Source organism: Cupriavidus sp. FW305-46 (genome assembly GCF_058787075.1).
In genome coordinates this window covers 82,256-104,878 of the sequence record NZ_JBYSZI010000013.1, presented here as the reverse complement: position 1 = coordinate 104,878, position 22,623 = coordinate 82,256, and the positions used below count along the sequence as shown (strand labels likewise).

The window sequence follows — 22,623 nt, the reverse complement described above, 5'->3', positions numbered from 1 at the left end:
GCGCCTTGCCAGCCCCCGCCCAGTCAGTCGACCTAGCGCCCGTGCGCCGCCACAGGCGCTGCTGTCGCAAGCGCCGCATCCAGCTCGGCCAGCTGCGCCGGCGTGCCCACGTTCTCCCAGCGTCCGTCGAAGCGTTCGCCGGTAGCGGCGCCGGCCTCGATGGCCTCCCAGTAGTAGGGTGTCATCGGCATTTTGGTGCCAGGTTCGATGGCGGTGAAGAGGCGCGTGTCGTACAGGCCGATATTGCCGAATGTCAGCCGTTCGCCACCGTTGGCCAGTGTCCCGTCGAGCGTCAGCAGCCCGTTCGGTTGCAAGGTGAAGTCGCCGTTCGGGTGAAAGTCCGGGTTGGGCACCATCACCAGGTGCATGCGCGGGGCGGGCGCGCCGGCCATGTCGTGCGCGCGAGGCAACAGCCTGCGGAAGTCGTAGTCGCAGAAAATGTCGCCCGACACGGCCAGGAAGATCTCGCCGCGCTCCGGGTGCGCGGACAGCAGCGGCAGGGCCTGTGCGATGCCACCGGCGGTTTCCAGCGCAGTGCCCTCGGCAGAATAGGCCAGCCGCACGCCAAAACGGCTGCCGTCTCCCAGCGCGGCTTCGATCTGTCCGCCCAGCCAGGCATGGTTGATGACGATGTCGCGCAGGCCGGCACGCGCCAGCGCCTCGATCTTCCAGACGATCAGTGGCTTGCCGCCAACCGCCAGCAGCGGCTTGGGGCAGGTATCGGTCAACGGACGCATGCGGTCGCCGCGGCCGGCGGCGAAGATCATGGCCTTCATCAGAACAGAGCCTCCAGGGCAAGCAGCGCGGCCATGCCACCGGCGATGGTCCAGCCCACGCTGCGGGTTCGAGCGGCGATCAGGATGGCCACCACGCCGGCCACCAGCCGCGCGTTGGCGGGGGTGAGGGCAAGCTCGCCATGCTGCATCAGCAGGTCAGGGGCGATCAGCGCCGACAGCATCGCTGCCGGCACGAACTGCAGCGCGGTGCGGAACCACGACGGCAGCCGCACGCGGCCTTCCACGGCGATGAACGACAGGCGGATCAGGAAGGTCGCCAGGCCCGCGGCAAGGAAGACCCACAGCAGGGTCATCGCACTCATGCGGCCTCCTTGCCGGCTGGTCCGCCTGGCGTGGCATCGGCGCCACGGCTGGCCGGGCGTTGCCCGGGGCGGTTGCCGCGGCCCAGCACCAGCATGCCCACGGCAATGCCGCCGAGCGCCGCCACCATCAGCCCGAGCTTGTGCGGCAGGCTGTAGCAGGCCACCGCCAGCACGCTGGCGGCCAGCGCCGCGGCCACGTGCGAGCGGTGCTTCAGGCCCGGCACGATGATGCCGATGAAGGTCAGCGGCAGGAAGAAATCGAGCGGCCAGTCGCGCGGCACCTGGGCGCCGACCAGCACGCCGGCCAGCGTCGACAGCTGCCAGCTGGCCCACAGCGCGAAGCCGCCGCCGAAGTAGTACCAGTGGCGGTAGCGGGCGCGCGGGCCGCTGTCGCCAAGCCGGTGCGTCATCGCGGCAAAGGCTTCGTCGGTCAGCAGGTAGGCGATCAGCGCCTTCCAGCGCCGCGGCAGGTGCGCGAGCGTGGGCGCGATGGTGGCGGAATACAGCGCGTGGCGCAGGTTGACCATGGCCACCGTCAGCGTGATCACCACTGCCGGCGTGCCGGCAGTCCACAACTGGGTCAGGATCATCTGCGAGGCGCCGCCGAACACAACCACGCTCATCGCGCAGGCCAGCCACGCCGGCATGCCGGCGCCGACGGCCAGCACGCCGTAGATCAGGCCGAACGGCACCACGCCCAGCAGCATCGGCGCGAGCGCGCGCGCGCCGGCCAGCCATTCGCCGGCGGCGGTGATGGCGGGCGCGCGGTGGTCGGGCAGAACGGGCTGGTTGTCGGGCACGGCGTCAGAACGTGTAGCCGGCCGGGCTGGCCACGCCTTCGAGCGCGTCCAGCAGCCGGATCAGCTTGCGCAGTTCGGTGTAGCGGCCGGCCACCTGGCGGGTGTACTTCATCACCAGCGGCAGGTTGGCCAGGTAGCCGTCCTTGCCGTCGCGGTGGTACAGGCGGGCAAAGATGCCCAGCACCTTGAGGTGGCGCTGCAGGCCCATCCACTCAAAATCGCGATAGAACTCGCCAAAGTCGGCGCTGACCGGCAGGCCGGCCTTGCGCGCGCGCTCCCAGTAGCGGATCAGCCAGTCCAGCTGCTGCTCCTCGTCCCATTCGATATAGGCGTCGCGCCACAGTGAGACCGCGTCGTAGGTGATCGGGCCGATCACCGCGTCCTGGAAGTCGAGTACGCCCGGGTTGGCGCCGCCGTCGAGCACCATCAGGTTGCGCGAGTGGAAATCGCGGTGCACGTAGACCTGCGGCTGCGCCAGGATATTGGCGAGTAGCGCTTCAGTCACTTCGCGCAGGTCCGCCTGCTGAGCCTCGGTCAGGGTGGCGCCGAGGTGCCTGGCCACATACCACTGCGGGAACAGGTCGAGCTCGCGCTGCAGCAGCGCGCGGTCGTAGGCCGGCAGCTCGCCGGGGCGGGTGGCGGCCTGGATGCGGACCAGCGCGGCGGCCGCGTCGGCGTACATGCCGTGGGCGGTGGAGTCATCGAGCCGCGACAGGTAGGTCTGGTTGCCAAGGTCGGCCAGCAGCAGGAAACCCTGCTCCAGATCCTGCGCCAGCACGGTCGGCACGGTCACGCCGGCCGCGCCGAACAGCCCGCATACGTGGATGAACGGGCGGCAGTCCTCGTGCGCCGGCGGGGCGTCCATCACGATGGCGGTGGGATGCGCCGGATGGCCGGTGCTGACGCGGAAATAGCGCCGGAAGCTGGCGTCGGCCGAGGCGGGGGCGCAGGAATCGGGATCGGCGGACCAAGTCGGGCCAAGTCCGGATACCCAGGCCTTGAGCTGGTCCAGGCGCGGGTCGTGGGGGAGAGCTGCCATACAGATACGTGTGGGGAACGGGCGCAGAGTGGAAACGTAAATGAAACCGAAAGTAAGCGGGAAGGCGACCCTAGGTTGCCCCGTATAATACCCGACCAGACCCGGGCGCCGGGCGGCCTCCGGGTGGGGCCATTCGGTGCCCCGCAGCCTGCTCCGGCGGGGGCTGGCGGCTTGCAGGCGGGCCGCAGCCGACGCCGAGACTGACAACCCGTGCGAATGACCGAACAACGACGATCACCGAACAACAGGGCCTTGCCTTCGCCTGCCCCAACCAGCGTTCCTGCCCGAGCCAGGCGCGCCGGCGGCCTGCACGCGGGCGCGCTGCGGCCGCTGGTGCTGGCCATGGCCAGCCTTTCGGCCGGCGCACACGCGCAGATGTCCGGTTCGGCGATCCCCGATCTCGACCAGGTCGAGCCGGTGTTCGAAGCCGCTCCGAAAGCGCCGCCGCTTCCCGTGGAATCCGGCGAACTGGTGCCGCGGCTTGCCGAACCCGGCAAACAGTCTGACGCCGGCTCCGACGCCCCGACCTTTATCGAGGCCGACCGCATGACCGGCTACAGCGAGCGCGGCGTCGAGCTGGAAGGCCATGCCGAGCTGCGCCGTGACGGCGGTGCGATCAAGGGCGACAAGCTGACCTACGACCAGGACACCGACGAAGCCTTCGCGCAGGGCAATGTGCGCATGTCGCGCAGCGGCACGCTGGCGGTCGGCCCCGAGGCGCGGATGAAGGTCGAGGCCAACGAAGGCTATATGCTGTCGCCGGACTATTATTTCCAGCAGACCGGCGGCTCGGGCAAGGCCGAGCGCATCGACTTCCTGGACAAGGACCGCAGCACCGCCAGGCACGCGTCATACACCACCTGTTCGCCGGACAACGCCGACTGGTATTTCAGCGCGAACCGGATCGACCTGGACAACGACCGCCAGGTGGGCGTGGCCTACGGCGGCGTGCTGAATTTCTTCGGCGTGCCGATCGCGGCGGCGCCGGCGTTCAGCTTTCCGCTGAACGACGACCGCCGCAGCGGTTTCCTGCCGCCGCTGATGGGCTACAGTTCGCGTGCGGGCTTCGACCTGACCACGCCGTACTACGTCAATATTGCGCCAAACCGCGACCTGACCATTTATCCACGGCTGATGACCGAGCGTGGCCTGCAGCTCGGCGGCGAGTACCGCTATCTCGGTCAGGGCTACAGCGGGCGCCTGCGCGCCGAGTTCCTGCCGGACGACAAGAGGACCAATTCGGACCGCTGGGCCTACTCGATCCAGCATAGCCAGAACCTGGCCAAGGGGCTCAATGCCTACCTGAACGTGAACCGGGTATCGGACGACCGATATCCGGACGACTTCAACCGCAGCGTTGCGCAGTCCGCGCAACGCCAGTACACGCAAGAAGGCGGCGTTACCTACAACTGGCAGGATTTCACGCTGCTGGCGCGGGTGCAGAAGTTCCAGACGCTGCGTCCCAGCGAACCCTCGTACGAGCGCGTGCCGCAGCTCAACGGCAAGTACATCCGCTATGACCTGGGCGGTTTCGACGTGCAGGTGGAAGCGGACTATACGCGCTTCCGCATTCCGCTGACGTCCACCGGCTTCCAGCAGCCGCAGGGCGAGCGCATGTATATTCAGCCGAGCATCAGCTACCCGATCGTGCGGGCGGGCTGGTTCGTGACGCCGAAGGTTACCTTCAACGCGGCGCAGTACCAGATGGAGGCGGCTTCCAATGCGCCTACGGCGCAGAATAACTTCTCGCGCGTGCTGCCGACCATGAGCCTGGATTCGGGCATGACGTTCGAGCGCGAAGCACCGACTGTCAGCCGCCTGTTCGGCGTGAACTATGTGCAGACGCTGGAGCCGCGCCTGTTCTACGTGTACACCCCGTTCCGCGACCAGAGCCAGTTCCCGCTGTTCGACACGGTGCAGTCCGACTTCGGCTACGGGCAGATCTTCAGCGAGAACCCGTTCACCGGCTACGACCGCGTCGCCGACAACAACAAGCTGACCGGCGGCCTGACCACGCGCCTGATCGAAGCCGACACCGGAATCGAGCGCTTCCGTGGCACCATCGCGCAGCGCTACGACTTCACCGGCCAGCGCGTGCAGATCAACGGCACGCTGGCGGATCCCAAGGCGGGTTTCTCGGACCTGCTGGCGGCCACCACCATCCAGATGTTCCGCGGCTATTACCTGGACGCGGGCGTGCAGTACAACCCGGACAGCGACCGGATCAACTACGGCAACGTGGCGGTCTCTTACCGGCCCGAGTCGCGCAAGGTGATTAATGCAGGCTACCGCTACCGCCGCCCGACTTCGGTGACCGACAACACCGCGATCGACCAGTTCGAGGTGTCAAGCCAGTGGCCGATCACGCGCCGTGCCTACGGCATCGCACGCTTTGCCTTCGACCTGACCGCGAGCCAGATGGTCGATGCGCTGGCCGGCGTCGAGTACGCCGCCGACTGCTGGGTCGGCCGCGTGGTCTACCAGCGCTTCCGCAACACCACGCAAGGCTACACCGGGCGGGTCTTCCTGCAGGTGGAGTTCCGTGGCCTTTCCAAGATCGGTTCCAACCCGTTGAACATCCTGCGCCTGAACGTGCCCGGCTATGAGCCGGTGTCGGCCAAGCCGGTGCCGACGACCCAGTTCGATCACTATGAATGACGGATTACGATGAAACGTCAAGAATTCGCCGTGTTTTCCTTTCTCCTGACGTCCTGGCACCGCTTGCTGCTGCCGGCCGTGCTGGCCGCCATGACGGTGCCGGCTGCGGCGCAGCTCAAGGCGCCCGGGACGGCGCCGCGCTCCAGTGGCATCTTCGTGCCGCAGGCGTCTGACGTCGCGGCGCCGTCGAGCCAGCCCAAGCTGGGCGTGCCCCAGGCCGGGGGCCAGAAGCGTTCGCAACTGGTCGACGAAGTGGTCGCGGTCGTCAACAACAGCGTGATCACGCGGCGCGAGCTGCTCGACCGTGCCGATGAAATCGAAGGCCAGCTGCGTGCCGCCGGCCGCCCGGCGCCCGCGCGCGCCGACCTGCTGGGCGAGGTGCTTGAGCGCCTGGTAATGGAGCGCGTGCAGACCCAGGCCGCGCAGGAGGCCGGCATCCGCGTGACCGACCAGGAAATCGACCGTGCCATCGAATCGGTGGCACAGCAGAACCGGCTGAACGCGACCGAGCTGCGCCGCCGCGTCGAGGCCAGCGGCATGACCTGGACCAAGTACCGCGAGGAACTGCGCAAGCAGGTGCAGGTGATCCGCCTGCGCGAGCGCGAGGTCGATTCCAAGGTGCAGGTCTACGACGGCGAGATCGACAACTACCTGGCGGCCCGCGGCGGACAGGGCGCCGCCAGCGGCCCGACCGAATACAACGTGGCGCAGATCCTCGTGCGCGTGCCCGAGAATGCCTCGGACGCACAGAAGCAGGCGCAGCGCGCCAAGGCCGAAGGGCTGCTCAAGCAGGCCCAGGGCGGTGCCGACTTCGCACAGCTGGCGCAGGCCAACTCCGAGGGCCCCGAGGCGGCCCAGGGCGGCGCGATGGGCTTCCGCGAGATCGGCCGCCTGCCGGCACTGTTCGCCAACGCCGTGGTCGACCTGCAGGCTGGCGGGGTGGCGCCGCAGGTGGTGGAGAGCGCGGCGGGCTTCCATGTGGTCAAGCTGGTGGCCAAGCGCGCGGCGCCGGCATCCGGCCCGGCCGCGGCCTCGAAGATCACCCAGACCCAGGTGCGCCATATCCTGATCCGCACCGGCCCCAACATGCCCGAGGCCGAGGCGCGCCGCCAGCTCAGCACGCTGCGCGACCGCATCACCCACGGCGGCGATTTTGCCGACGCGGCCAAGCGCTTCTCGCAGGACGGCTCGGCGCAGAACGGCGGCGACCTCGGCTGGGTCTCGCCGGGAGAGCTGGTGCCCGAGTTCGAGCAGGCCATGAGCCGTCTGCGCCCGAACGAGATCTCGGAGCCGGTGGTCACGCAGTTCGGCGTGCACCTGATCCAGGTGCTCAACCGGCGCGAGACCGAGATGTCGCCCGAGAAGCAGCGCGACTTCGCCCGTGCCGAAGTCCGCGAACAGAAGCTGCGCGCAGCCTATGATGACTGGGTGCGCCAGCTGCGTTCGCAGGCGTACGTGGAGTACCGGGTCAACCGGCAGCGCTGAAGCGCCGGTCCCCGATCCGCTGACCTGACATGCCCGACCCGCTAGCCCTTGCCATCTCGACCGGAGAACCCGCCGGCATCGGTCCCGATATCACCATCGGGGCGTTGCTGCAGCTGGCGGGCGCCAACAATGGCGTCGGCGGCGGGCAATACCGCTTCCATGTGCTGGGCGATGCCCGCCTGCTGGCCGACCGCGCGGCGGCGCTGGGCGCCACGCACGCCTGGGAGCGGCGCATTGCCGACGGCGACGTGGTGGTCGAGGACATCCCGCTGGCGGTCGCGTGCGAGGCCGGGCGGCTCGACGCGCGCAACGGCCCCTATGTGCTGAAGCTGCTCGATGCCGCCATCCGCGGCTGCCGCGCGCGCGGCAAGGCCGCGCCCCGGTATGCCGCAATGATCACGGCGCCGGTGCAGAAGAGCACCATCAACGACGCCGGCGTGCCCTTCACCGGCCATACCGAATACCTGGCCGAGAGCGCCCGCGTGCCGCGCGTGGTGATGATGCTGGCCGGCCCGCAGCCCGCGCACGACGGCGCCATGCTGCGCGTGGCGCTGGCCACCACCCACCTGCCGCTGCGCGCGGTGCCCGATGCGCTGTCGGTGCCGCTGCTGGTGCAGACGCTGTCGATCATCGATGCCGACCTGCGCCGCTACTTCGGCATCTCGCGGCCGCGCATCCTGGTCACGGGCCTGAACCCGCACGCCGGCGAAAGCGGCCATATGGGCCGCGAAGAGATCGACATCATCACGCCCGCGCTGGCGCAGGCAAAAGATGCCGGCATCGACGCGCGCGGGCCCTTTCCGGCCGACACGCTGTTCCAGCCGCGCCACCTGCGCGATGCCGACTGCGTGCTGGCGATGTACCATGACCAGGGGCTGGCGCCATTGAAATACGGCACCTTCGGCCACGGCGTGAATATCACGCTGGGGCTGCCCTTTATCCGCACCTCGGTGGACCATGGCACCGCGCTCGACCTTGCCGGCACCGGCCAGGCCGAACACGGCAGCATGATCGAGGCCATCCGCAGTGCGGTCACCATGGCCGGCCACGCCAATGGCCGGCGCCCTGGCAGCAACGGTGCCACGGGCAGCCATCCTGGCCACACCCATTCCGGCCTGCAGCCGCCATGCTGAAGCTGGACGAATAACCCATGCGTTCAAACGTGCACCAGGGCCATGTGGCCCGCAAACGATTCGGGCAGAACTTCCTGGTCGACGACACCATCATCCACGGCATCGTCAATGCCATCAGCCCGCAGGCCGACGACGTGCTGGTCGAGATCGGTCCCGGTCTGGGCGCGCTGACCGACCCGCTGCTCGAACGGATCCCGCAGATGCAGGTGGTTGAGCTGGACCGCGATCTGGTCGAGCGCCTGCGCCGCCGCTATGGCGAGCGCCTGCAGGTCCACGCCGGCGATGCGCTGGCGTTCGATTTCGACAAGCTCGCCGTGCCCGGCCGCCCGCTGCGCATCGTCGGCAACCTGCCGTACAACATCTCCAGCCCGCTGCTGTTCCACCTGATGGATTTCGCCGACCAGGTGCGCGACCAGCACTTCATGCTGCAGAAAGAGGTGGTGGAGCGCATGGTGGCCGAACCCGGCAGCAAGGCCTTCGGCCGGCTCTCGATCATGCTGCAGGTGCGCTACTACATGGAACACGTGCTGGACGTACCGCCGGGCGCCTTCAATCCGCCGCCCAAGGTCGATTCCGCCGTGGTCCGCATGATCCCGTGGCCGCGCCACAGCGACGGCCGGCTGCGTTCGCCGCATGCCGATTGCGACATCACCGTGCTGGGCGACGTGGTCACTGCAGCGTTCTCGCAGCGGCGCAAGGTGCTGCGCAACACGCTCTCGTTCCTGCGCGACCAGGTCGACTTCGATGCGATGGGCTTCGACCTCGGCCGCCGCGCCGAGGAAGTGCCCGTCGGCGAATATGTCGAACTGGCCCGGCGCCTCGGTGGTACGCCATCCGGCCAGGCCGGACAGGCCGCCTGAGGCCCGCACATCCCGATTCCCGAATCCCGAGTTTCCCGCGACTATTTCGTGCAAGACCGTCCCATGACAGCCCAGACCCAAACCAACCGGCGTCCCGTGATCCTGACCGGCGACCGTCCCACCGGCCCGCTGCACCTTGGCCACTATGTCGGCTCGCTGAAGAGCCGCGTGACGCTGCAGGACACGCATGAGCAATACGTGCTGCTGGCCGACACCCAGGCCATGACCGACAACGCGCACGATCCCGACAAGGTGCGCCGCAACGTGCTGGAAGTGGCGCTGGACTACCTGGCCGTGGGCATCGACCCGGCCAAGACCACCATCACCGTGCAGTCGCACCTGCCGGCGCTGGCCGAGCTGACGCTGATGTACCTGAACTTCGTCACGGTGGCGCGGCTCGAGCGCAACCCGACCATCAAGGAAGAGATCCAGGCGCGTGGCTTTGGCCGCGACATCCCGGCCGGCTTCCTGTGCTACCCGGCATCGCAGGCCGCGGACATCACTGCCTTCAAGGCCCACGTGGTGCCGGTGGGCGAAGACCAGGCGCCGCTGATCGAGCAGACCAACGAGATCGTGCGCCGCATCAACCACCAGGTCGGCCGCGAAGTGCTGCCCGAATGCAAGGCCCTGATCCCCGAGTTCGGCCGCCTGCCTGGCGTCGACGGCAAGGCCAAGATGAGCAAGTCGCTGGGCAACGCGATCGCGCTGGGGGCTTCGCCTGAGCAGATCAAGGCTGCGGTGCACAGCATGTACACCGACCCCAACCACCTGCGCGTGTCGGACCCGGGCCAGGTCGAGGGCAACGTGGTGTTCACCTACCTGGATGCGTTCGACCCCAACACCGAGGAAGTCAAGGCGCTGAAGGAGCACTACCAGAAGGGCGGCCTGGGCGACATGGTGCTCAAGCGCCGCGTCGAGGGCATCCTGCAGGACATGCTGGCCCCGATCCGCGCGCGCCGCGAAGAACTGGCCAAGGATCCGGACTATGTGTTCGACATCCTGCGCCAGGGCACCGCGAAGGCACGCGCGCTGACCCAGCAGACGCTGGACGAAGTGCGCGACGCGCTCGGCATGTTTTCGTTCGAGGCACGCCGCTGAGCGTCAGGCAGCGGCGGCTCCGGCCGCCGCAGTATTGCGCTTGCCGCGCCGCTCAGGCGCGGCGATTGACCAGCACGATGCCGGCCAGCACCAGGAGTGCCGCCATGGCAAAGCGCGGGCCCACCGCGTCGTGCATCAGCACCACGCCGAAGGCGACCCCGAACAGCGGCGTCAGGAAGGAAAATACCGACAGCCGCGACGCCAGGTAGCGCCGCAGCAGCCAGAACCAGGTCAGGTAGCTGGCAAACGCGATCAGCACTGACTGGTAGAACAGGCTCGCCAGCACCACCCCGTCGATCTGCACGGTTGCGGTCTGGCCGGCGGCCACCGCCATCGCCAGCAGCATCACCGCGGACACCGCCAGCTGGTACAGCAGGGTCTTGCTGGCCGGGGCGCTGGCCAGCGGGCTGGCGCGCACCACCACGGTGGTGGCAGCCCACAGTGCGCCGGCGAGGATGCCAAGCGCATCGCCCAGCAGCGTGCTGCCCTGCGCCGACGGCGCGGCAATGCCATCGGCAAAGGCCAGCGCCATGCCCGCGAACGCGAGCGCCACGCCCAGCCATTGCCCGGTGTGCAAGCGCTCGCCCGGCACCACGAAATGCAGGCCCAGCGCGGTGAAGATCGGCGCGGTGTACAGGAACACCGCCATGCGCGAGGCCGTGGTGTGTCCCAGCCCGACGAAGATGCAGAAGAACTCTGCGCCGAACAGCAGCCCGGCCAGCAAGCCGGCGTTCAGTGTGCCGTCGCGCCGCCACAGCGGCGTGCCGCGCCAGGCGGCAAAGCCGAACACCAGCAACGCCGCCACCGCCGAGCGCACGCCGGCCTGCAGCACCGCGCCCATCAGCGGCGCGGTGACCTTGATCACCACCTGCTGCAGGCCCCAGGCGGCGCACAGCACCACCATCAGGCCCACGGCGATGCCGTCGAGCGGCTGCCGGGTCAGGGCTTGCGTGCTCATCGTCAGCGTCCGTCAGGGACGGCTGGCGTCGCGGGTGGAATGGCGCTCGATCAGTTCGATCTTGTAGCCGTCCGGGTCTTCGACAAAGGCGATCACGGTGGTGCCGCCCTTGACCGGGCCGGCTTCGCGCGTGACCTTGCCGCCGGCGGCGCGGATGCGCTCGCAGGCGGCCGCGGCATCGTCGGTCTCCAGCGCGATATGGCCGTAGGCCGTGCCCAGGTCATACTGGTCGACGCCGTAGTTGTAGGTCAGCTCCAGCACCGCGGTCTCGCTCTCGGGGCCGTAGCCGACGAAGGCGAGGCGGTACTTGTACTCAGGGTTGTCGCTCTGGCGCAGCAGCTGCATGCCGAGCACGCGGGTGTAGAAATCGATGGAGCGCTGCATGTCGCCGACGCGCAGCATGGTGTGGAGGAGTCGCATTTGAGGGCCTTCAACTGTTTTAGGTATAGGAAGGCGCCATTTTAGTGCGTTTGGCCGAAACGTACCGGCCCGCTCCCGCTCGCTCAGAATGTCGGCAACAGCTCGGGCGGGTGCGCCCGCAGTTGCGCGCGCGCATCGCGGAACTCGGGGAAGATCGATTCCACGGTCTGCCAGAAACGCGGGCCGTGGTTCATTTCCTTCAGGTGCGCCAGCTCGTGCGCGGCGACATAGTCGATCATCGACAGCGGGAAATGCATCAGGCGCCAGTTCAGCCGGATCTTGCCGTCGGCGGTGCAGCTGCCCCAGCGCGTGGCGGCCGAGGTCAGCGCAAAGCCGGTGTGGCGCACGCCCAGCTTGTCGGCGTAGATATCGAGGCGCTCGGCCAGCAGCCGGCGCGCCTGCTGCTGCAGCCAGCCCTGCACGCGGTCCTTGATCTGCTGCTCGTCGGCATGGCCCGGCAGCGCCAGGTGCAGCACGCGGCGGTCGGCATCGAACAGCAGCGCGCCGAGCGGCGACTCCAGCGACAGCGTCAGCGGCTGCCCCAGGAAGGGCAGGCTGGCGCCGTCGCGCCATTGCACCGTGGGCAGGATGCGGCGCGACTCGCGGTGGCGCCACTCGCCCAGCTTGTTGAAGATCCAGCGCTGTTTTTCCAGGATGGCCGACTCGATGTCCGCCAGCGTGACCCAGCGCGGCGCCGTGATCGACAGGCCGCGGTCGTCGATGGTGAAGCCGATGGTGCGGCGCGCCGAGCGCTTGAGCGTGTAGTGCAGCGGCCGTTCGCCGATACGCAGCAGGCGTGCGTTGGGTTGCGGCACCGGCCAGGCGGGCTGCTGCGGGGGCTCCGGCGCAAGCGGGGCCGCAGGCTGCGGCGCCTGGGCGGACTCCGCCAGCGGCAGCTCCAGCTGCGCGCCGTCGGCGTCGGTGGCGGGTCGCAGCAGCTTCATGCGGCGGGCCCGGCCGGGGCCGCGCTCCGGTAGCTCTGCGGATCGATGCGGCGCATGTCGCGCTCGATCCATTCCGCCACCTCCTGGTTGAGCTGGTCCGCGGTCTTGTTGGCCGAGGCGATCGCCGGGCCGACCGAGATCGTCACCATGCCCGGGTGCTTCAGGAACGAATTGCGCGGCCACACCCGGCCCGAGTTGACCGCCATCGGCAGCACCCAGGCGCCGGTTTCCACCGCCAGGCGCGCGCCGCCGCTCTTGTAGCGTGCCTTCTCCAGGCCCGAAGGCGTGCGCGTGCCTTCCGGGAACATGATGATCCAGGCGCCTTCGGCCAGCCGCTCGCGGCCCTGGCGCGCGGCCGAGGCGAAGGCGCGGGTGCCTTCCTTGCGGTTGATATGGACCATCTTCAGCATGCCCAGCGCCCAGCCGAAGAACGGCACCAGCAGCAGCTCGCGCTTGAACACGAAGCACAGCGGCTTGGGCATCAGCGCCACGTAGGCCACGGTTTCCCAGGCTGACTGGTGCTTGGACAGCAGCACCACCGGCTTGTCGAGCATCACGTCCATATGCTCATGGCCTTCGATGCGGTATTGGATGCCGCAGATGCCGCGCGCGGCCCAGATCACCAGCAGGGGCCAGCCGCGCACGAAGCGGAAGCGCTGGTCGGCATTCATGAACGGGAACACCAGGAAGCAGGCGCAGGCGTACGGCGGCGTCAGCACCAGCAGGTACAGCGCAAACAACAGGGAACGGAGAAACGTCATGCGGGGGGGCGCGCGGGGGTGCGAATAGGGAATGGATGCGGGCGGTCAGCCGGCGCTATGAGTGGGCGGGCGCTGTGCGCCGCCGTTGCCGGTCAGCCAGCGCGCAAACGCGAGCAGGTCGTCGTGCACTTGCGTGCCCGGCGGCAGGGCGCCCTGGTCGAGGGTCTTCTGGCCCTTGCCGCTGCGTACCAAGTGCGGCGCGCAACCGACCGCCACGCCGGCTTCCAGGTCGCGCAACGAATCGCCAACGATGGGCACGCCGCGGAGCTCGATGCCGAAGCGCTCGCTGATCTGCTCCAGCATGCCGGGCTTGGGCTTGCGGCAATCGCAGCCGTCCGCGGCGGTATGCGGGCAGAAGAACACCGCGTCGACGCGCCCGCCCAGGCGCGCGAGCAACGTGTGCATCTTCTCGTGCATGGCGTTGAGCGCGCTCATCTCGAACAGCCCGCGGCCGATGCCGGACTGGTTGCTGGCGAGGACCACGCGGTAGCCGGCCTGGTTCAGCGCGGCGATGGCCTCAAGGCTGCCGTCTATCGGCACCCATTCATCGGGCGTCTTGATGAACTGGTCGCTGTCGAGGTTGACCACCCCGTCGCGGTCCAGGATGACAAACTTGGGCGGCGTCTGCGGCATGTGCGGCTCCGGTGGCTGAGATCAGGCGGCCAGCTTGGAGATGTCGGCCACGCGGTTGGCCATCGCGTGCAGCGAAGCCAGCAGCGCCAGGCGGTTGGCGCGCAGCTGCGCGTCCTCGGCCATCACCATCACATCATTGAAGAAACGGTCGACGGCATCGCGCAGCTGGGCCAGGTCGCGCAGCGCGGCGGTGAAATCGCCACTGGCGAAGGCGGCTTCCACGGCCGGGCGCACGCGCTCGATGGCGGCGTGCAGCGCGCCTTCGGCCTCTTCCCGGAACAGCGCCGGATCGACCGCGCCGACCGGCTCGGTGTTCTTGCGCAGGATGTTGGTGATGCGCTTGTTGGCGGCGGCCAGGGCCTCGGCCTCGGGCAGCGCGGCAAAGGTGCGCACGGCTTCCATGCGGCCCAGGATGTCGTGCAGCTGGTCCGGGCGCAGGCTGACCACGGCCTCGACTTCGTTGGTGGTGTAGCCCTTGTCCTTCAGGTAGCCGCGCACGCGGTCGTACAGGAAGTCGGCGATCGCCTCGGGTGCCGGCTTGACTGCAGCGATGCCGGCAAAGGCCTGCTGCGTCAGCGCCAGCAGCGACGTCAGCGACAGCGCCAGCGGCTTTTCGATCAGCATGCGCAGGATGCCCAGCGCATGGCGGCGCAGCGCGAACGGATCCTTCTCGCCGGTGGGCTGCAGGCCGATGCCCCAGATCCCGACCAGGGTCTCGAGCTTGTCGGCCAGCGCCACGGCGGTGCTGACCGCACCTGCGGGCAGCGCATCGCCGGCAAAGCGCGGTCGGTAGTGTTCGGAGCAGGCCAGTGCCACGTCTTCGGCTTCGTCGTCGTGGCGGGCATAGTACGTGCCCATGGTGCCCTGCAGCTCGGGGAACTCGCCGACCATGTCGGTCAGCAGGTCGGCCTTGGCCAGTTCGGCGCCGCGCATCGCGGCGGCCTTGTCGGTCGGCACGCCGCTGTCGTTGAGCGCATCGGCGATATGGCCGGCGATCTGCTGCAGGCGCTGCACGCGGTCCAGCTGGGTGCCGATCCTGTTGTGGTAGACCACGCTGGCCAGCTGCGGCACGCGCGACGCCAGCGTCTTCTTGCGGTCCTGGTCGAAGAAGAACTTGGCATCGGCCAGGCGCGGGCGCACCACGCGCTCGTTGCCGGTGATGATCGACTGCGGCGTCTCGGTGGCCAGGTTCGACACGATCAGGAAGCGGTTGCGCAGGTGGCCGTCGGCATCGGTCAGCGCAAAGTACTTCTGGTTGGTCTGCATGGTCAGGATCAGGCATTCCTGCGGCACTGCCAGGAAGGCTTCCTCGAAATGGCAGGCATAGACCACCGGCCATTCCACCAGCGAATTGACTTCATCGAGCAGCGACTCGGGCATGATCACCTGGTCGGCGCCGGCTTCCTTGAGCAGCGCGGCGCGCATGCGCTCGCGGCGCTCGGCGTAGCTGGCGACCACGTGGCCGGCGGATTCCAGCCGCTGCGCATAGTCATTGGCATGCGCGATCTCGATCACGCCATGCGACAGGAAGCGGTGGCCCTGGGTCAGGTTGCTGGCCTGCAGCCCCAGCAGCGTCACCGGCAGGATCTCGGCGCCGAACAGTGCGATCAGGCTGTGCGCCGGGCGCACGAAATGCACGGTGCTGCCGTCCGGGCGCTGGTAGCTCATGACCTTGGGGATCGGCAGCTTCGCAATGGTGTCTTCCAGCGCTGCCTGCACCGCGGCAGCCAGTTCGGCGCCGCGTGCGGTATAGCGGTAGAAGAAGGCCTCGGCCTTGCCGTCGGAGGCGCGCTCCAGCGACTGCCAGTCGATCTCGGCAACGCCGACCGACTTGGCCAGCGCAGCCAGCTTCTTGGCCAGCGGCGCGGTGGGCTCGCCGTTGGCGTCCAGCGCCACCGACAGCGGCAGGACCTTCTCGCGCTGCTCGCGGTCCGGCGCGCTGCGGCGCACGCCCGACACCAGCGCGGCCAGGCGGCGCGGGGTGGCGAACGGCGTCACGGTGGCGCCCGGCTCAAGCAGGTCGCGCTCGCCCAGGCCGGCGAACAGGCCCTGCGCGAAGGCGTCGCCCAGGCGCGCCAGCGCCTTGGGTGGCAGCTCTTCGGTGAACAGTTCGATCAGCAGCGAGTCGGTCATGGGTTGCGACATGAATCGTATCCAACAGGTTGTAGCGCGCGCCGCTTATCAGCAGCGCGGCGAAAGATTAGGTTCCACTCCGGACAGCAGCCACAGGCCGTTCTGTTGCCGGAATTGCAGCGTGGTGTAGGCGCATTGCGCGGCCGCCGCGGCGCTGGCCGCGCCGTTGCTGCCGCCGCGGCTGCCTGCAGCCGGGAAGCGTGCGTCGATACGGCGCAGGCGCTTGTCGTAGCGGATCTCGTCGATGCGCCCGCCCACCCAGAAATCGATCTTCGGCGGCAGCTGCGCCGCCGAGTAGTAAGTCTTGACCGTGCGGCGGGTGCGGCCGTTGTGGGTCTCCATCTCCACCCACGTCAGCGGGTAGCGGATAGCGCTTTCATAGGCGCGCAGCGGCACGCGGTGCCAGCCCAGGTCGCGCTGGCCGGACAGGTCGCACGAGAACGAGCGCACCAGCTGCGTCCACTGGTCGAGCGCATTCAGCGACGGGCGCCATTGGCGCGCCATGGCCAGCTGCAGCGCCTGCGGATCGGCCTCGCACACATTGCTCAGTTCGGCCGGCAGCATCAGCACCTGCGCGCTGGGTGCCGCCTGCGCGCGCGCGCCGATGGCATTGCCGGCGGCGGCGAGCGCGGCGATCGCCGTGGCGCAGCACAACGCGCTGCGCGCCAGTTGCGTCATGCCCGGGCTCCGCCGTTGCCGCACATCGGGAAGCCGAGGGCCTCGCGCGAGTCGTAGTAGGCCTGCGCCACCTGGCGCGACAGGTTGCGGATGCGGCCGATATACGCCGCGCGCTCGGTCACCGAGATCGCGCCGCGCGCGTCCAGCAGGTTGAAGGTGTGGGCGGCCTTGAGCACCTGCTCGTAGGCGGGCAGCGCCAGGCGCGTGCCGGCGGCCTGGCCTTCCTCGGTGCCTTCGCCGTTGCCCATCAGCCGCTTGGCCTCGCCTTCGTGCTCGGCGAAATGGCGGAACAGGATCTCGGTGTTGCTGTGCTCGAAGTTGTAGGTCGACTGTTCGACTTCATTCTGGTGGTACACGTCGCCATAGGTCAGGCGGCGCGTCTCGCCGTTCTCGACCCACTCGGTCCAGATCAGGTCATAGACGTTCTCGACCTTCTGCAGGTACATCGCCAGGCGTTCGATGCCGTAGGTGATCTCGCCGGTGATGGGCTTGCAGTCGATCCCGCCCACCTGCTGGAAGTAGGTGAACTGCGTCACTTCCATGCCGTTGAGCCAGACTTCCCAGCCCAGGCCCCAGGCACCCAGCGTGGGGTTCTCCCAGTCGTCCTCGACGAAGCGGATGTCGTTCTGCTTCAGGTCCAGGCCGAGCGCCTCGAGCGAGCCCAGGTACAGCTCCAGGATGTTCTCCGGCGCGGGCTTGAGCACCACCTGGTACTGGTAGTAGTGCTGCAGGCGGTTGGGGTTCTCGCCATAGCGGCCGTCCTTGGGGCGGCGCGACGGCTGCACGTAGGCGGCACGCCACGGCTCGGGGCCGAGCGCGCGCAGGAAGGTGTGTACGTGGGATGTGCCGGCGCCGACCTCCAGATCGATGGGTTGCAACAGCGCGCAGCCCTGCCGGTCCCAATAGGCCTGCAGGGTCAGAATCATTTGTTGGAAGGTCAGCATATGAAGACTAGGTAGAGGCACCCGGGCGCGTTCGCGGCGCCCGGCATGCAGGCCGCGCGGCGCGTGCCGGAGCCGGCGCATGCGGATTTTGCCAAACCCTGAATTCTATCGGCTTTTTGGCGAGGCGCCCCGTTTGGCGGGGCCGGCTAGGTCACGCACCGATGGTGGAGGATGCCCGCCAATGTCGGTCCTACGCAACGCATCGGGAAAATACCGAGGCGGATTTCAGGTTTGGCCGCTGCTGGCCGATAACGTTTTTGTATACAGTATGAGTAAGCAACCCGTTTCAGAGCGTTGCGATTGACAGTCCGTGCCGGCATGGCGGGCACGGCGGCTGCTGGCTGGCACCGCAGTGGCCGTTTGTCGGTAACTGATTATTGATGGGGACTTGGCATCATGGCACTTCTTTCTCGCAAACCTTACCTGGTCGCAATCGCGGTCATGATCGCCGCGGCCACCGTGTCCGTGGCGACCGGGCTGCTGAACTGAACCGGCTGGCGCTCACCTGAGGCGCCACCACCGGCACCGCAATCCAGCGCCGGACGGCGGCGGCGATCCCGCCGCGTCCGGTGCCTGCGCCAGCCTGTGCCTTCAGCCTGCACCGCGCAGCTTGCGCATACGCCAGGCAGCAAGCCCCAGCACCAGTGCAAACAGCGCCAGCACCGGCGCGTTCCCCCAGCGGATATAGGGCGTCAAGCCCTGCATGCCCTGCACCTCGGCCGCCAGCGTGCCGACCGTGAAGGTCGGCAGGCGTTGCTGCACCGAGCCGTCCGGACGCACCACCGCAGTCATGCCGGTATTGGTCGAGCGCAGCATCGGCCGGCGCGTTTCCAGTGCGCGCATGCGCGAGATCTGCAGGTGCTGGTCCAGCGCGATGGTGTCGCCGAACCACGCCAGGTTGGTCAGGTTGGCCAGGACATTGGCCGGCGCCGGCTGCTGGCGCAGCGTCTGCGCGATCTCCTCGCCGAACAGATCCTCGTAGCAGATATTGGGCGCCACGCGCACGCCGCGCACCGGCAGCGAGGCCTGGTCGAGCCCGCCGCGGCGGAAGTCGCCCAGCGGCATCTTCATCATGTCGACGAACCAGCGGAACCCCAGCGGGATGAATTCGCCGAACGGCACCAGGTGGTGCTTGTTGTAGCGGTACAGGCGTTCGGTCTCGGGGCCCAGGCCGAAGACGCTGTTGGTGAAGTCCACCGGCGAGTCGGCGCCGGCGGCGCCGAACAGCACCGTGGTGCCGCTGGCCAGCGCGTAGTCGCGCACCGCCACGGCCACGTCGACCGGCAGCTCCTGCAGGATGACCGGGAACGCGGTTTCCGGCGTGACCACGAGGTCGGCCGGCGCGGCGGTGATCATGTCGCGGTACAGCTCGATCGAGCGCTGGATGCCGGCGGGCTCGAACTTGATGTCCTGGGCCACGTTGCCTTGCAGCAGCCGCACCGACAGCGGCTTGCCGGCGGGCGTGGTCCAGGCCAGCGGCGCCAGCGCGGCGCCCGCGGCGGGCAGGGCCAGTGCCAGTGCCAAGGCGCCCAGCGCCCGGCCGCGCTCGCCGCGGCCCAGCCCGCGTACGGCAGCCGCCAGCAGTGCCGCCACCGCGGCTGCCAGGGCGCCGATGCCGTATACGCCAAGCAGCGGCGCGAAGCCGGCCAGCGGGCCATCGGCATGGGCATATCCGCCCGACAGCCACGGGAAGCCGGTAAACACCACGCCGCGCAGCCATTCGGTGAGACCCCAGGCAGCGCCGAAGGCCAGCGGCGCCAGCAGCGTGGCCCCGGGCAGGCGCGCCGTCAGCCGATGCCACAGCGCGCCGGCCAGCGCCGGGTAGAGCGACAGGAAGCCAGAGAACAGCACCACCGCGAGCGCGGCCATCCACGCCGGCATCTCGCCGTAGACGTGCATGCTGATATAGAGCCACCAGATGCCGGACAGGAACCAGCCCAGCCCGAAGGCGTAGCCAGTGGCGGCGGCCAGGCGCGCGCGCGGCGCGTCGGCCATCAGCGCGGCCAGGCCGGCCAGCGACAGGATCTGCAGCCACCACCAGTCATGGGGGGCGAAGGCTTGCGTATGGGCGATGCCGAGCACGCCGGCCAGCAGCAGCCGCGCCATGGTCGCCGTGCGCGAATGCGCGCGCGTGCCAGGCACACCCGCCGGGGCGGCGTCGGCAGCGGCGGCGCCGTTGAGGATCGGGGCGGAACGCTTCATGCGCCGGCCGCGCCCGCGTTGTCGCCGTTGGATTCCCGGTGCACCTGCAGCAGGTGCACCTGGCGCGCGTCGGCGCGCAGCACCTCGAAGCGGATCGGCGGCAGGGTGATGACCTCGCCGCGGTGGGGCACGTGGCCCACGTGGTTGGACAGCAGCCCGCCCACGGTATCGACGTCGTGGTCGGAGAAGGCGGTGCCGAAGGCGTCGTTGAACTGGGCGATCTCGGTCAGGCCGTGCACGCGCCAGCTGCCGTCGGGCATTGGCAGGATATTGTCCTGGTCTTCGTCGAGGTCGAACTCATCCTCGATGTCGCCGACGATCTGCTCCAGCACGTCCTCGATCGTCACCAGGCCGGCCACGCCGCCGTACTCGTCGACGACCATGGCGATATGGTTGCGGTTGATGCGGAAGTCGCGCAGCAGGATGTTCAGGCGCTTGGACTCGGGGATGAACACCGCCGGGCGCAGGGTCTCGCGCAGGTCGAAGGCGGGGTCGGTGTAGTAGCGCAGCAGGTCCTTGGCCAGCAGGATGCCGATGATGTTGTCACGGCTGCCTTCATAGACCGGAAAGCGCGAGTGCGCGGTCTGCTGCATGAAGGGGATGAACGCCTCCGGGGCATCCGCGATATTGACCATATCCATCTGCGCGCGCGGCACCATGATGTCGCTCGCGGTCAGTTCGGAGACCTGGAACACGCCCTCGATCATCGACAGCGAGTCGGCGTCGATCAGGTTGCGCTCATGCGCTTCCTGGAGCACTTCGAGCAATTCCGCGCGGGTGTCCGGCTCGGGGGAAATCAGGTCTGACAGGCGTTCGAGAAGCGATCTGGGACGATCGGCCTGCTTCAGGTAAGCGGGCTTCGAACTGGGATAAGGGTCGTTCATTTCGCGGCGAGCGCGTGGTGGAGATCGTCTGAAGGATACACTAAAAGCCTGGCCGTCCCGTGACGGCGGGCGGTGTCCTGCGACGATATGTGCAGCATGCGGCGCCCGGTCGGCGCCGCCCGTGAGAAAGGGATTACGCGGGGATCACGCGGCGCGGTCGCTGTGGTAGGGGTCGGCGTAACCGAGCGCCAGCAGCGTTTCGGTCTCGATCGCTTCCATTTCCTCGGCTTCGACGTCTTCCTCGTGCTCGTAGCCTTGCGCGTGCAGCACGCCGTGGACGATCAGGTGCGCATAGTGCGCTTCCAGCGGCTTGCGCTGCTCGCGCGCCTCGGTTTCCACCACCGGGCAGCACAGCACGATATCGCCCGTGACCGGGTCTTCCTCGTTCTCCGCATAGGCAAAGGTCAGCACATTGGTGGCGTAATCCTTGCCGCGATAGGTGCGGTTCAGCGTGCGGCCTTCTTCCTCGTCGACGAAGCGGATGGTCAGCGCGGCGTCGGCATATAGCGCCGACTTGACCCAGGTCTCGATCTTGCGGCGCGGCGGCAGGCCGGCGCGCTTGCCGACGCCGTCGCCGTTCTGGATCTCGAGCTCCAGCCCGGGCGGAGTGGCCGGCGTGCCGGTGGTGGTGACCACCGGCGTGGCGGTCACGGCCACCGACAGCGAGTCATGGTTGTCCGGGCGCACCAGCAGGCCAGCCTGCTGGTTGGTGTCGGTGTGCTCGGCCAGCAGCGCGACCACGCCGTCGGCTGCCTGCGACAGGTCCAGCGTCAGGCTGCGGCCGTCGGGCAGCTGCACGCGCAGCGCGTGCGCGGCGCTCTTGCGCGCGCGGCCGTCGCCGTCGAACAGGGTCAGGCTCACGGCGGAAGACTTGGATTTCTGGGATTTCAATTAAGCGTCCTTGTGCTGGGCGTGGTATTCGTCATAGGCATCGACGATGCGGGCCACCAGCGGATGGCGCACCACGTCGATGCTGGTAAAGCGGGTGCAGGCAATGCCGCGCACGTCGCGCAGCACGTGCAGCGCCTCCACCAGGCCGCTCTTCTGCCCCCTGGGCAGGTCGATCTGGGTGGTGTCGCCGGTGATCACCGCCTTGGAGCCGAAGCCGATGCGCGTAAGGAACATCTTCATCTGCTCGGGCGTGGTGTTCTGCGCCTCGTCCAGGATGATGAAGGCATGGTTCAGCGTGCGCCCGCGCATGTAGGCCAGCGGCGCGATCTCGATCATCTGGCGCTCGAACATCTTCTGCGTGCGGTCGAAGCCGAGCAGGTCGTACAGCGCGTCATACAGCGGGCGCAGGTAGGGGTCGACCTTCTGCGCCAGGTCGCCGGGCAGGAAGCCCAGGCGCTCGCCGGCTTCCACCGCCGGGCGGGTCAGCACGATGCGCTTGACCGCGTCGCGCTCCAGCGCGTCGACCGCGCACGCCACTGCCAGGTAGGTCTTGCCGGTGCCGGCAGGGCCGACACCCAGGGTCAGGTCGTGCGACAGGATATTGCGCAGGTAGTCGCGCTGCGCCACGGTGCGGCCCTGCAGGCCGGTGCGGCGCGTGTGCAGCACCGGCGATTCGTCGCCGATCTCGCGCTCTTCGACATTGTCGCCGTTGCCGGGCAGGTAGCTGCCATGCGCGGACAGCTGGCGTGTTTCCACCAGGCCCAGTTGCACGTCGTCGATCGACAGCGGCGTGCGCGCCTGGTTGTAGAAGCGCTCCAGCGCCGTTGCCGCATCCTGCGCGTTGCCGCCGCGCACCGTCATGCGGTGGCCACGGCGCTGGATGTTCACGTCCAGCGCCTGCTCGATCTGGCGCAGGTTCTCGTCGAGCGGCCCGCACAGGTTCTGCAGCCGGGTGTTGTCGTCCTTGGGGGCGACGAATTCTGCGGAAGGGATTTTCATCGGT

21 protein-coding genes are annotated in these 22,623 nt (G+C 68.5%); 5 read left to right on the top strand and 16 right to left on the bottom strand.

What is annotated here, in order from left to right:
- Window positions 1-32: 32 nt before the first annotated feature.
- The 4 genes from murU to AC3WON_RS08990 are packed head-to-tail and all read right to left on the bottom strand — an operon-like array spanning window position 33 to window position 2,938.
- Window positions 33-776: an N-acetylmuramate alpha-1-phosphate uridylyltransferase MurU gene (gene murU, locus AC3WON_RS09005; protein ID WP_011614547.1), complete on the bottom strand. Its 744-nt coding sequence runs from the start codon at window positions 774-776 to the stop codon at window positions 33-35.
- Window positions 776-1,099, bottom strand: a complete 324-nt coding sequence (locus AC3WON_RS09000; RefSeq protein WP_010813881.1) for an AzlD domain-containing protein — start codon at window positions 1,097-1,099, stop codon at window positions 776-778. Before AC3WON_RS09000 ends, murU begins: the two co-directional genes overlap by 1 nt.
- Window positions 1,096-1,899, bottom strand: a complete 804-nt coding sequence (locus AC3WON_RS08995; protein ID WP_492351643.1) for an AzlC family ABC transporter permease — start codon at window positions 1,897-1,899, stop codon at window positions 1,096-1,098. The genes AC3WON_RS09000 and AC3WON_RS08995 overlap by 4 nt, the downstream gene beginning before the upstream one ends.
- A 4-nt stretch (window positions 1,900-1,903) precedes the next feature.
- A complete protein-coding gene (locus tag AC3WON_RS08990) occupies window positions 1,904-2,938 on the bottom strand; it encodes an aminoglycoside phosphotransferase family protein (protein ID WP_492317671.1) in 1,035 nt (344 codons plus the stop codon).
- A gap of 216 nt (window positions 2,939-3,154) precedes the next feature.
- Here AC3WON_RS08990 and AC3WON_RS08985 point away from each other — a divergent pair, with 216 nt between their 5' ends.
- From AC3WON_RS08985 to trpS, 5 genes are all read left to right on the top strand, one after another.
- Window positions 3,155-5,596: an LPS-assembly protein LptD gene (locus AC3WON_RS08985; protein ID WP_492351642.1), complete on the top strand. Its 2,442-nt coding sequence runs from the start codon at window positions 3,155-3,157 to the stop codon at window positions 5,594-5,596.
- A gap of 9 nt (window positions 5,597-5,605) precedes the next feature.
- A complete protein-coding gene (locus AC3WON_RS08980; RefSeq protein ID WP_492351641.1) occupies window positions 5,606-7,081 on the top strand; it encodes a peptidylprolyl isomerase in 1,476 nt (491 codons plus the stop codon).
- Window positions 7,082-7,110: 29 nt separating this feature from the next.
- A complete protein-coding gene (gene pdxA, locus AC3WON_RS08975; RefSeq protein ID WP_011614551.1) occupies window positions 7,111-8,214 on the top strand; it encodes a 4-hydroxythreonine-4-phosphate dehydrogenase PdxA in 1,104 nt (367 codons plus the stop codon).
- A 17-nt stretch (window positions 8,215-8,231) separates the two neighbouring features.
- Window positions 8,232-9,074, top strand: coding sequence for a 16S rRNA (adenine(1518)-N(6)/adenine(1519)-N(6))-dimethyltransferase RsmA (gene rsmA / locus AC3WON_RS08970; RefSeq protein ID WP_018312802.1), 843 nt, complete (start codon window positions 8,232-8,234; stop codon window positions 9,072-9,074).
- Window positions 9,075-9,137: 63 nt separating this feature from the next.
- Window positions 9,138-10,172, top strand: coding sequence for a tryptophan--tRNA ligase (trpS, locus tag AC3WON_RS08965; protein ID WP_492297307.1), 1,035 nt, complete (start codon window positions 9,138-9,140; stop codon window positions 10,170-10,172).
- A 52-nt stretch (window positions 10,173-10,224) separates the two neighbouring features.
- Here the strand turns inward: trpS and AC3WON_RS08960 are convergent, their stop codons facing one another.
- The 12 genes from AC3WON_RS08960 to AC3WON_RS08905 form a co-directional block, all read right to left on the bottom strand.
- Window positions 10,225-11,130 carry a DMT family transporter gene (locus tag AC3WON_RS08960; protein WP_492317668.1) on the bottom strand — a complete coding sequence of 302 codons (906 nt, stop codon included), beginning with the start codon at window positions 11,128-11,130 and terminating at the stop codon, window positions 10,225-10,227.
- 12 nt (window positions 11,131-11,142) lie between these two features.
- Window positions 11,143-11,550, bottom strand: a complete 408-nt coding sequence (gloA, locus tag AC3WON_RS08955) for a lactoylglutathione lyase (protein WP_492317667.1) — start codon at window positions 11,548-11,550, stop codon at window positions 11,143-11,145.
- An 83-nt stretch (window positions 11,551-11,633) separates the two neighbouring features.
- Window positions 11,634-12,494, bottom strand: coding sequence for a M48 family metallopeptidase (locus AC3WON_RS08950; protein ID WP_492317666.1), 861 nt, complete (start codon window positions 12,492-12,494; stop codon window positions 11,634-11,636).
- Window positions 12,491-13,255, bottom strand: a complete 765-nt coding sequence (locus AC3WON_RS08945; RefSeq protein ID WP_492317665.1) for a lysophospholipid acyltransferase family protein — start codon at window positions 13,253-13,255, stop codon at window positions 12,491-12,493. Before AC3WON_RS08945 ends, AC3WON_RS08950 begins: the two co-directional genes overlap by 4 nt.
- Before the next feature lie 45 nt (window positions 13,256-13,300).
- The gene (gmhB, locus tag AC3WON_RS08940; protein ID WP_010813869.1) at window positions 13,301-13,888 is read right to left on the bottom strand and encodes a D-glycero-beta-D-manno-heptose 1,7-bisphosphate 7-phosphatase; all 588 of its coding nucleotides are present in this window, start codon (window positions 13,886-13,888) and stop codon (window positions 13,301-13,303) included.
- Window positions 13,889-13,909: 21 nt separating this feature from the next.
- A complete protein-coding gene (gene glyS, locus AC3WON_RS08935) occupies window positions 13,910-16,033 on the bottom strand; it encodes a glycine--tRNA ligase subunit beta (protein ID WP_492351640.1) in 2,124 nt (707 codons plus the stop codon).
- Between the two features lie 36 nt (window positions 16,034-16,069).
- Complete coding sequence (locus tag AC3WON_RS08930) at window positions 16,070-16,699, bottom strand: hypothetical protein (protein WP_492317663.1); 630 nt, start codon at window positions 16,697-16,699, stop codon at window positions 16,070-16,072.
- Window positions 16,696-17,643 carry a glycine--tRNA ligase subunit alpha gene (gene glyQ, locus AC3WON_RS08925; protein ID WP_492317662.1) on the bottom strand — a complete coding sequence of 316 codons (948 nt, stop codon included), beginning with the start codon at window positions 17,641-17,643 and terminating at the stop codon, window positions 16,696-16,698. The genes AC3WON_RS08930 and glyQ overlap by 4 nt, the downstream gene beginning before the upstream one ends.
- A 591-nt stretch (window positions 17,644-18,234) precedes the next feature.
- Window positions 18,235-19,845 (bottom strand): apolipoprotein N-acyltransferase, encoded by a 1,611-nt coding sequence (lnt, locus tag AC3WON_RS08920; RefSeq protein WP_492317661.1) that lies wholly within the window; start codon window positions 19,843-19,845, stop codon window positions 18,235-18,237.
- The gene (locus AC3WON_RS08915) at window positions 19,842-20,729 is read right to left on the bottom strand and encodes a CorC family transporter (RefSeq protein WP_010813864.1); all 888 of its coding nucleotides are present in this window, start codon (window positions 20,727-20,729) and stop codon (window positions 19,842-19,844) included. The genes lnt and AC3WON_RS08915 overlap by 4 nt, the downstream gene beginning before the upstream one ends.
- Window positions 20,730-20,873: 144 nt before the next feature.
- A complete protein-coding gene (gene ybeY, locus AC3WON_RS08910) occupies window positions 20,874-21,620 on the bottom strand; it encodes an rRNA maturation RNase YbeY (protein ID WP_492351639.1) in 747 nt (248 codons plus the stop codon).
- On the bottom strand, window positions 21,621-22,619 hold the full coding sequence (locus AC3WON_RS08905; protein WP_010813862.1) for a PhoH family protein: 999 nt from the start codon (window positions 22,617-22,619) through the stop codon (window positions 21,621-21,623).
- Between the last annotated feature and the right edge of the window lie 4 nt (window positions 22,620-22,623).

Bases quoted from the DNA above. Each gene is read 5' to 3' on its own strand.
- murU (WP_011614547.1), bottom strand. From the start codon at position 776: ATGAAGGCCATGATCTTCGCCGCCGGCCGCGGCGACCGCATGCGTCCG.
- AC3WON_RS09000 (WP_010813881.1), bottom strand. From the start codon at position 1,099: ATGAGTGCGATGACCCTGCTGTGGGTCTTCCTTGCCGCGGGCCTGGCG.
- AC3WON_RS08990 (WP_492317671.1), bottom strand. From the start codon at position 2,938: ATGGCAGCTCTCCCCCACGACCCGCGCCTGGACCAGCTCAAGGCCTGG.
- AC3WON_RS08985 (WP_492351642.1), top strand. From the start codon at position 3,155: ATGACCGAACAACGACGATCACCGAACAACAGGGCCTTGCCTTCGCCT.
- AC3WON_RS08980 (WP_492351641.1), top strand. From the start codon at position 5,606: ATGAAACGTCAAGAATTCGCCGTGTTTTCCTTTCTCCTGACGTCCTGG.
- pdxA (WP_011614551.1), top strand. From the start codon at position 7,111: ATGCCCGACCCGCTAGCCCTTGCCATCTCGACCGGAGAACCCGCCGGC.
- rsmA (WP_018312802.1), top strand. From the start codon at position 8,232: ATGCGTTCAAACGTGCACCAGGGCCATGTGGCCCGCAAACGATTCGGG.
- trpS (WP_492297307.1), top strand. From the start codon at position 9,138: ATGACAGCCCAGACCCAAACCAACCGGCGTCCCGTGATCCTGACCGGC.
- AC3WON_RS08960 (WP_492317668.1), bottom strand. From the start codon at position 11,130: ATGAGCACGCAAGCCCTGACCCGGCAGCCGCTCGACGGCATCGCCGTG.
- gloA (WP_492317667.1), bottom strand. From the start codon at position 11,550: ATGCGACTCCTCCACACCATGCTGCGCGTCGGCGACATGCAGCGCTCC.
- AC3WON_RS08950 (WP_492317666.1), bottom strand. From the start codon at position 12,494: ATGAAGCTGCTGCGACCCGCCACCGACGCCGACGGCGCGCAGCTGGAG.
- AC3WON_RS08945 (WP_492317665.1), bottom strand. From the start codon at position 13,255: ATGACGTTTCTCCGTTCCCTGTTGTTTGCGCTGTACCTGCTGGTGCTG.
- gmhB (WP_010813869.1), bottom strand. From the start codon at position 13,888: ATGCCGCAGACGCCGCCCAAGTTTGTCATCCTGGACCGCGACGGGGTG.
- glyS (WP_492351640.1), bottom strand. From the start codon at position 16,033: ATGTCGCAACCCATGACCGACTCGCTGCTGATCGAACTGTTCACCGAA.
- AC3WON_RS08930 (WP_492317663.1), bottom strand. From the start codon at position 16,699: ATGACGCAACTGGCGCGCAGCGCGTTGTGCTGCGCCACGGCGATCGCC.
- glyQ (WP_492317662.1), bottom strand. From the start codon at position 17,643: ATGCTGACCTTCCAACAAATGATTCTGACCCTGCAGGCCTATTGGGAC.
- lnt (WP_492317661.1), bottom strand. From the start codon at position 19,845: ATGAAGCGTTCCGCCCCGATCCTCAACGGCGCCGCCGCTGCCGACGCC.
- AC3WON_RS08915 (WP_010813864.1), bottom strand. From the start codon at position 20,729: ATGAACGACCCTTATCCCAGTTCGAAGCCCGCTTACCTGAAGCAGGCC.
- AC3WON_RS08905 (WP_010813862.1), bottom strand. From the start codon at position 22,619: ATGAAAATCCCTTCCGCAGAATTCGTCGCCCCCAAGGACGACAACACC.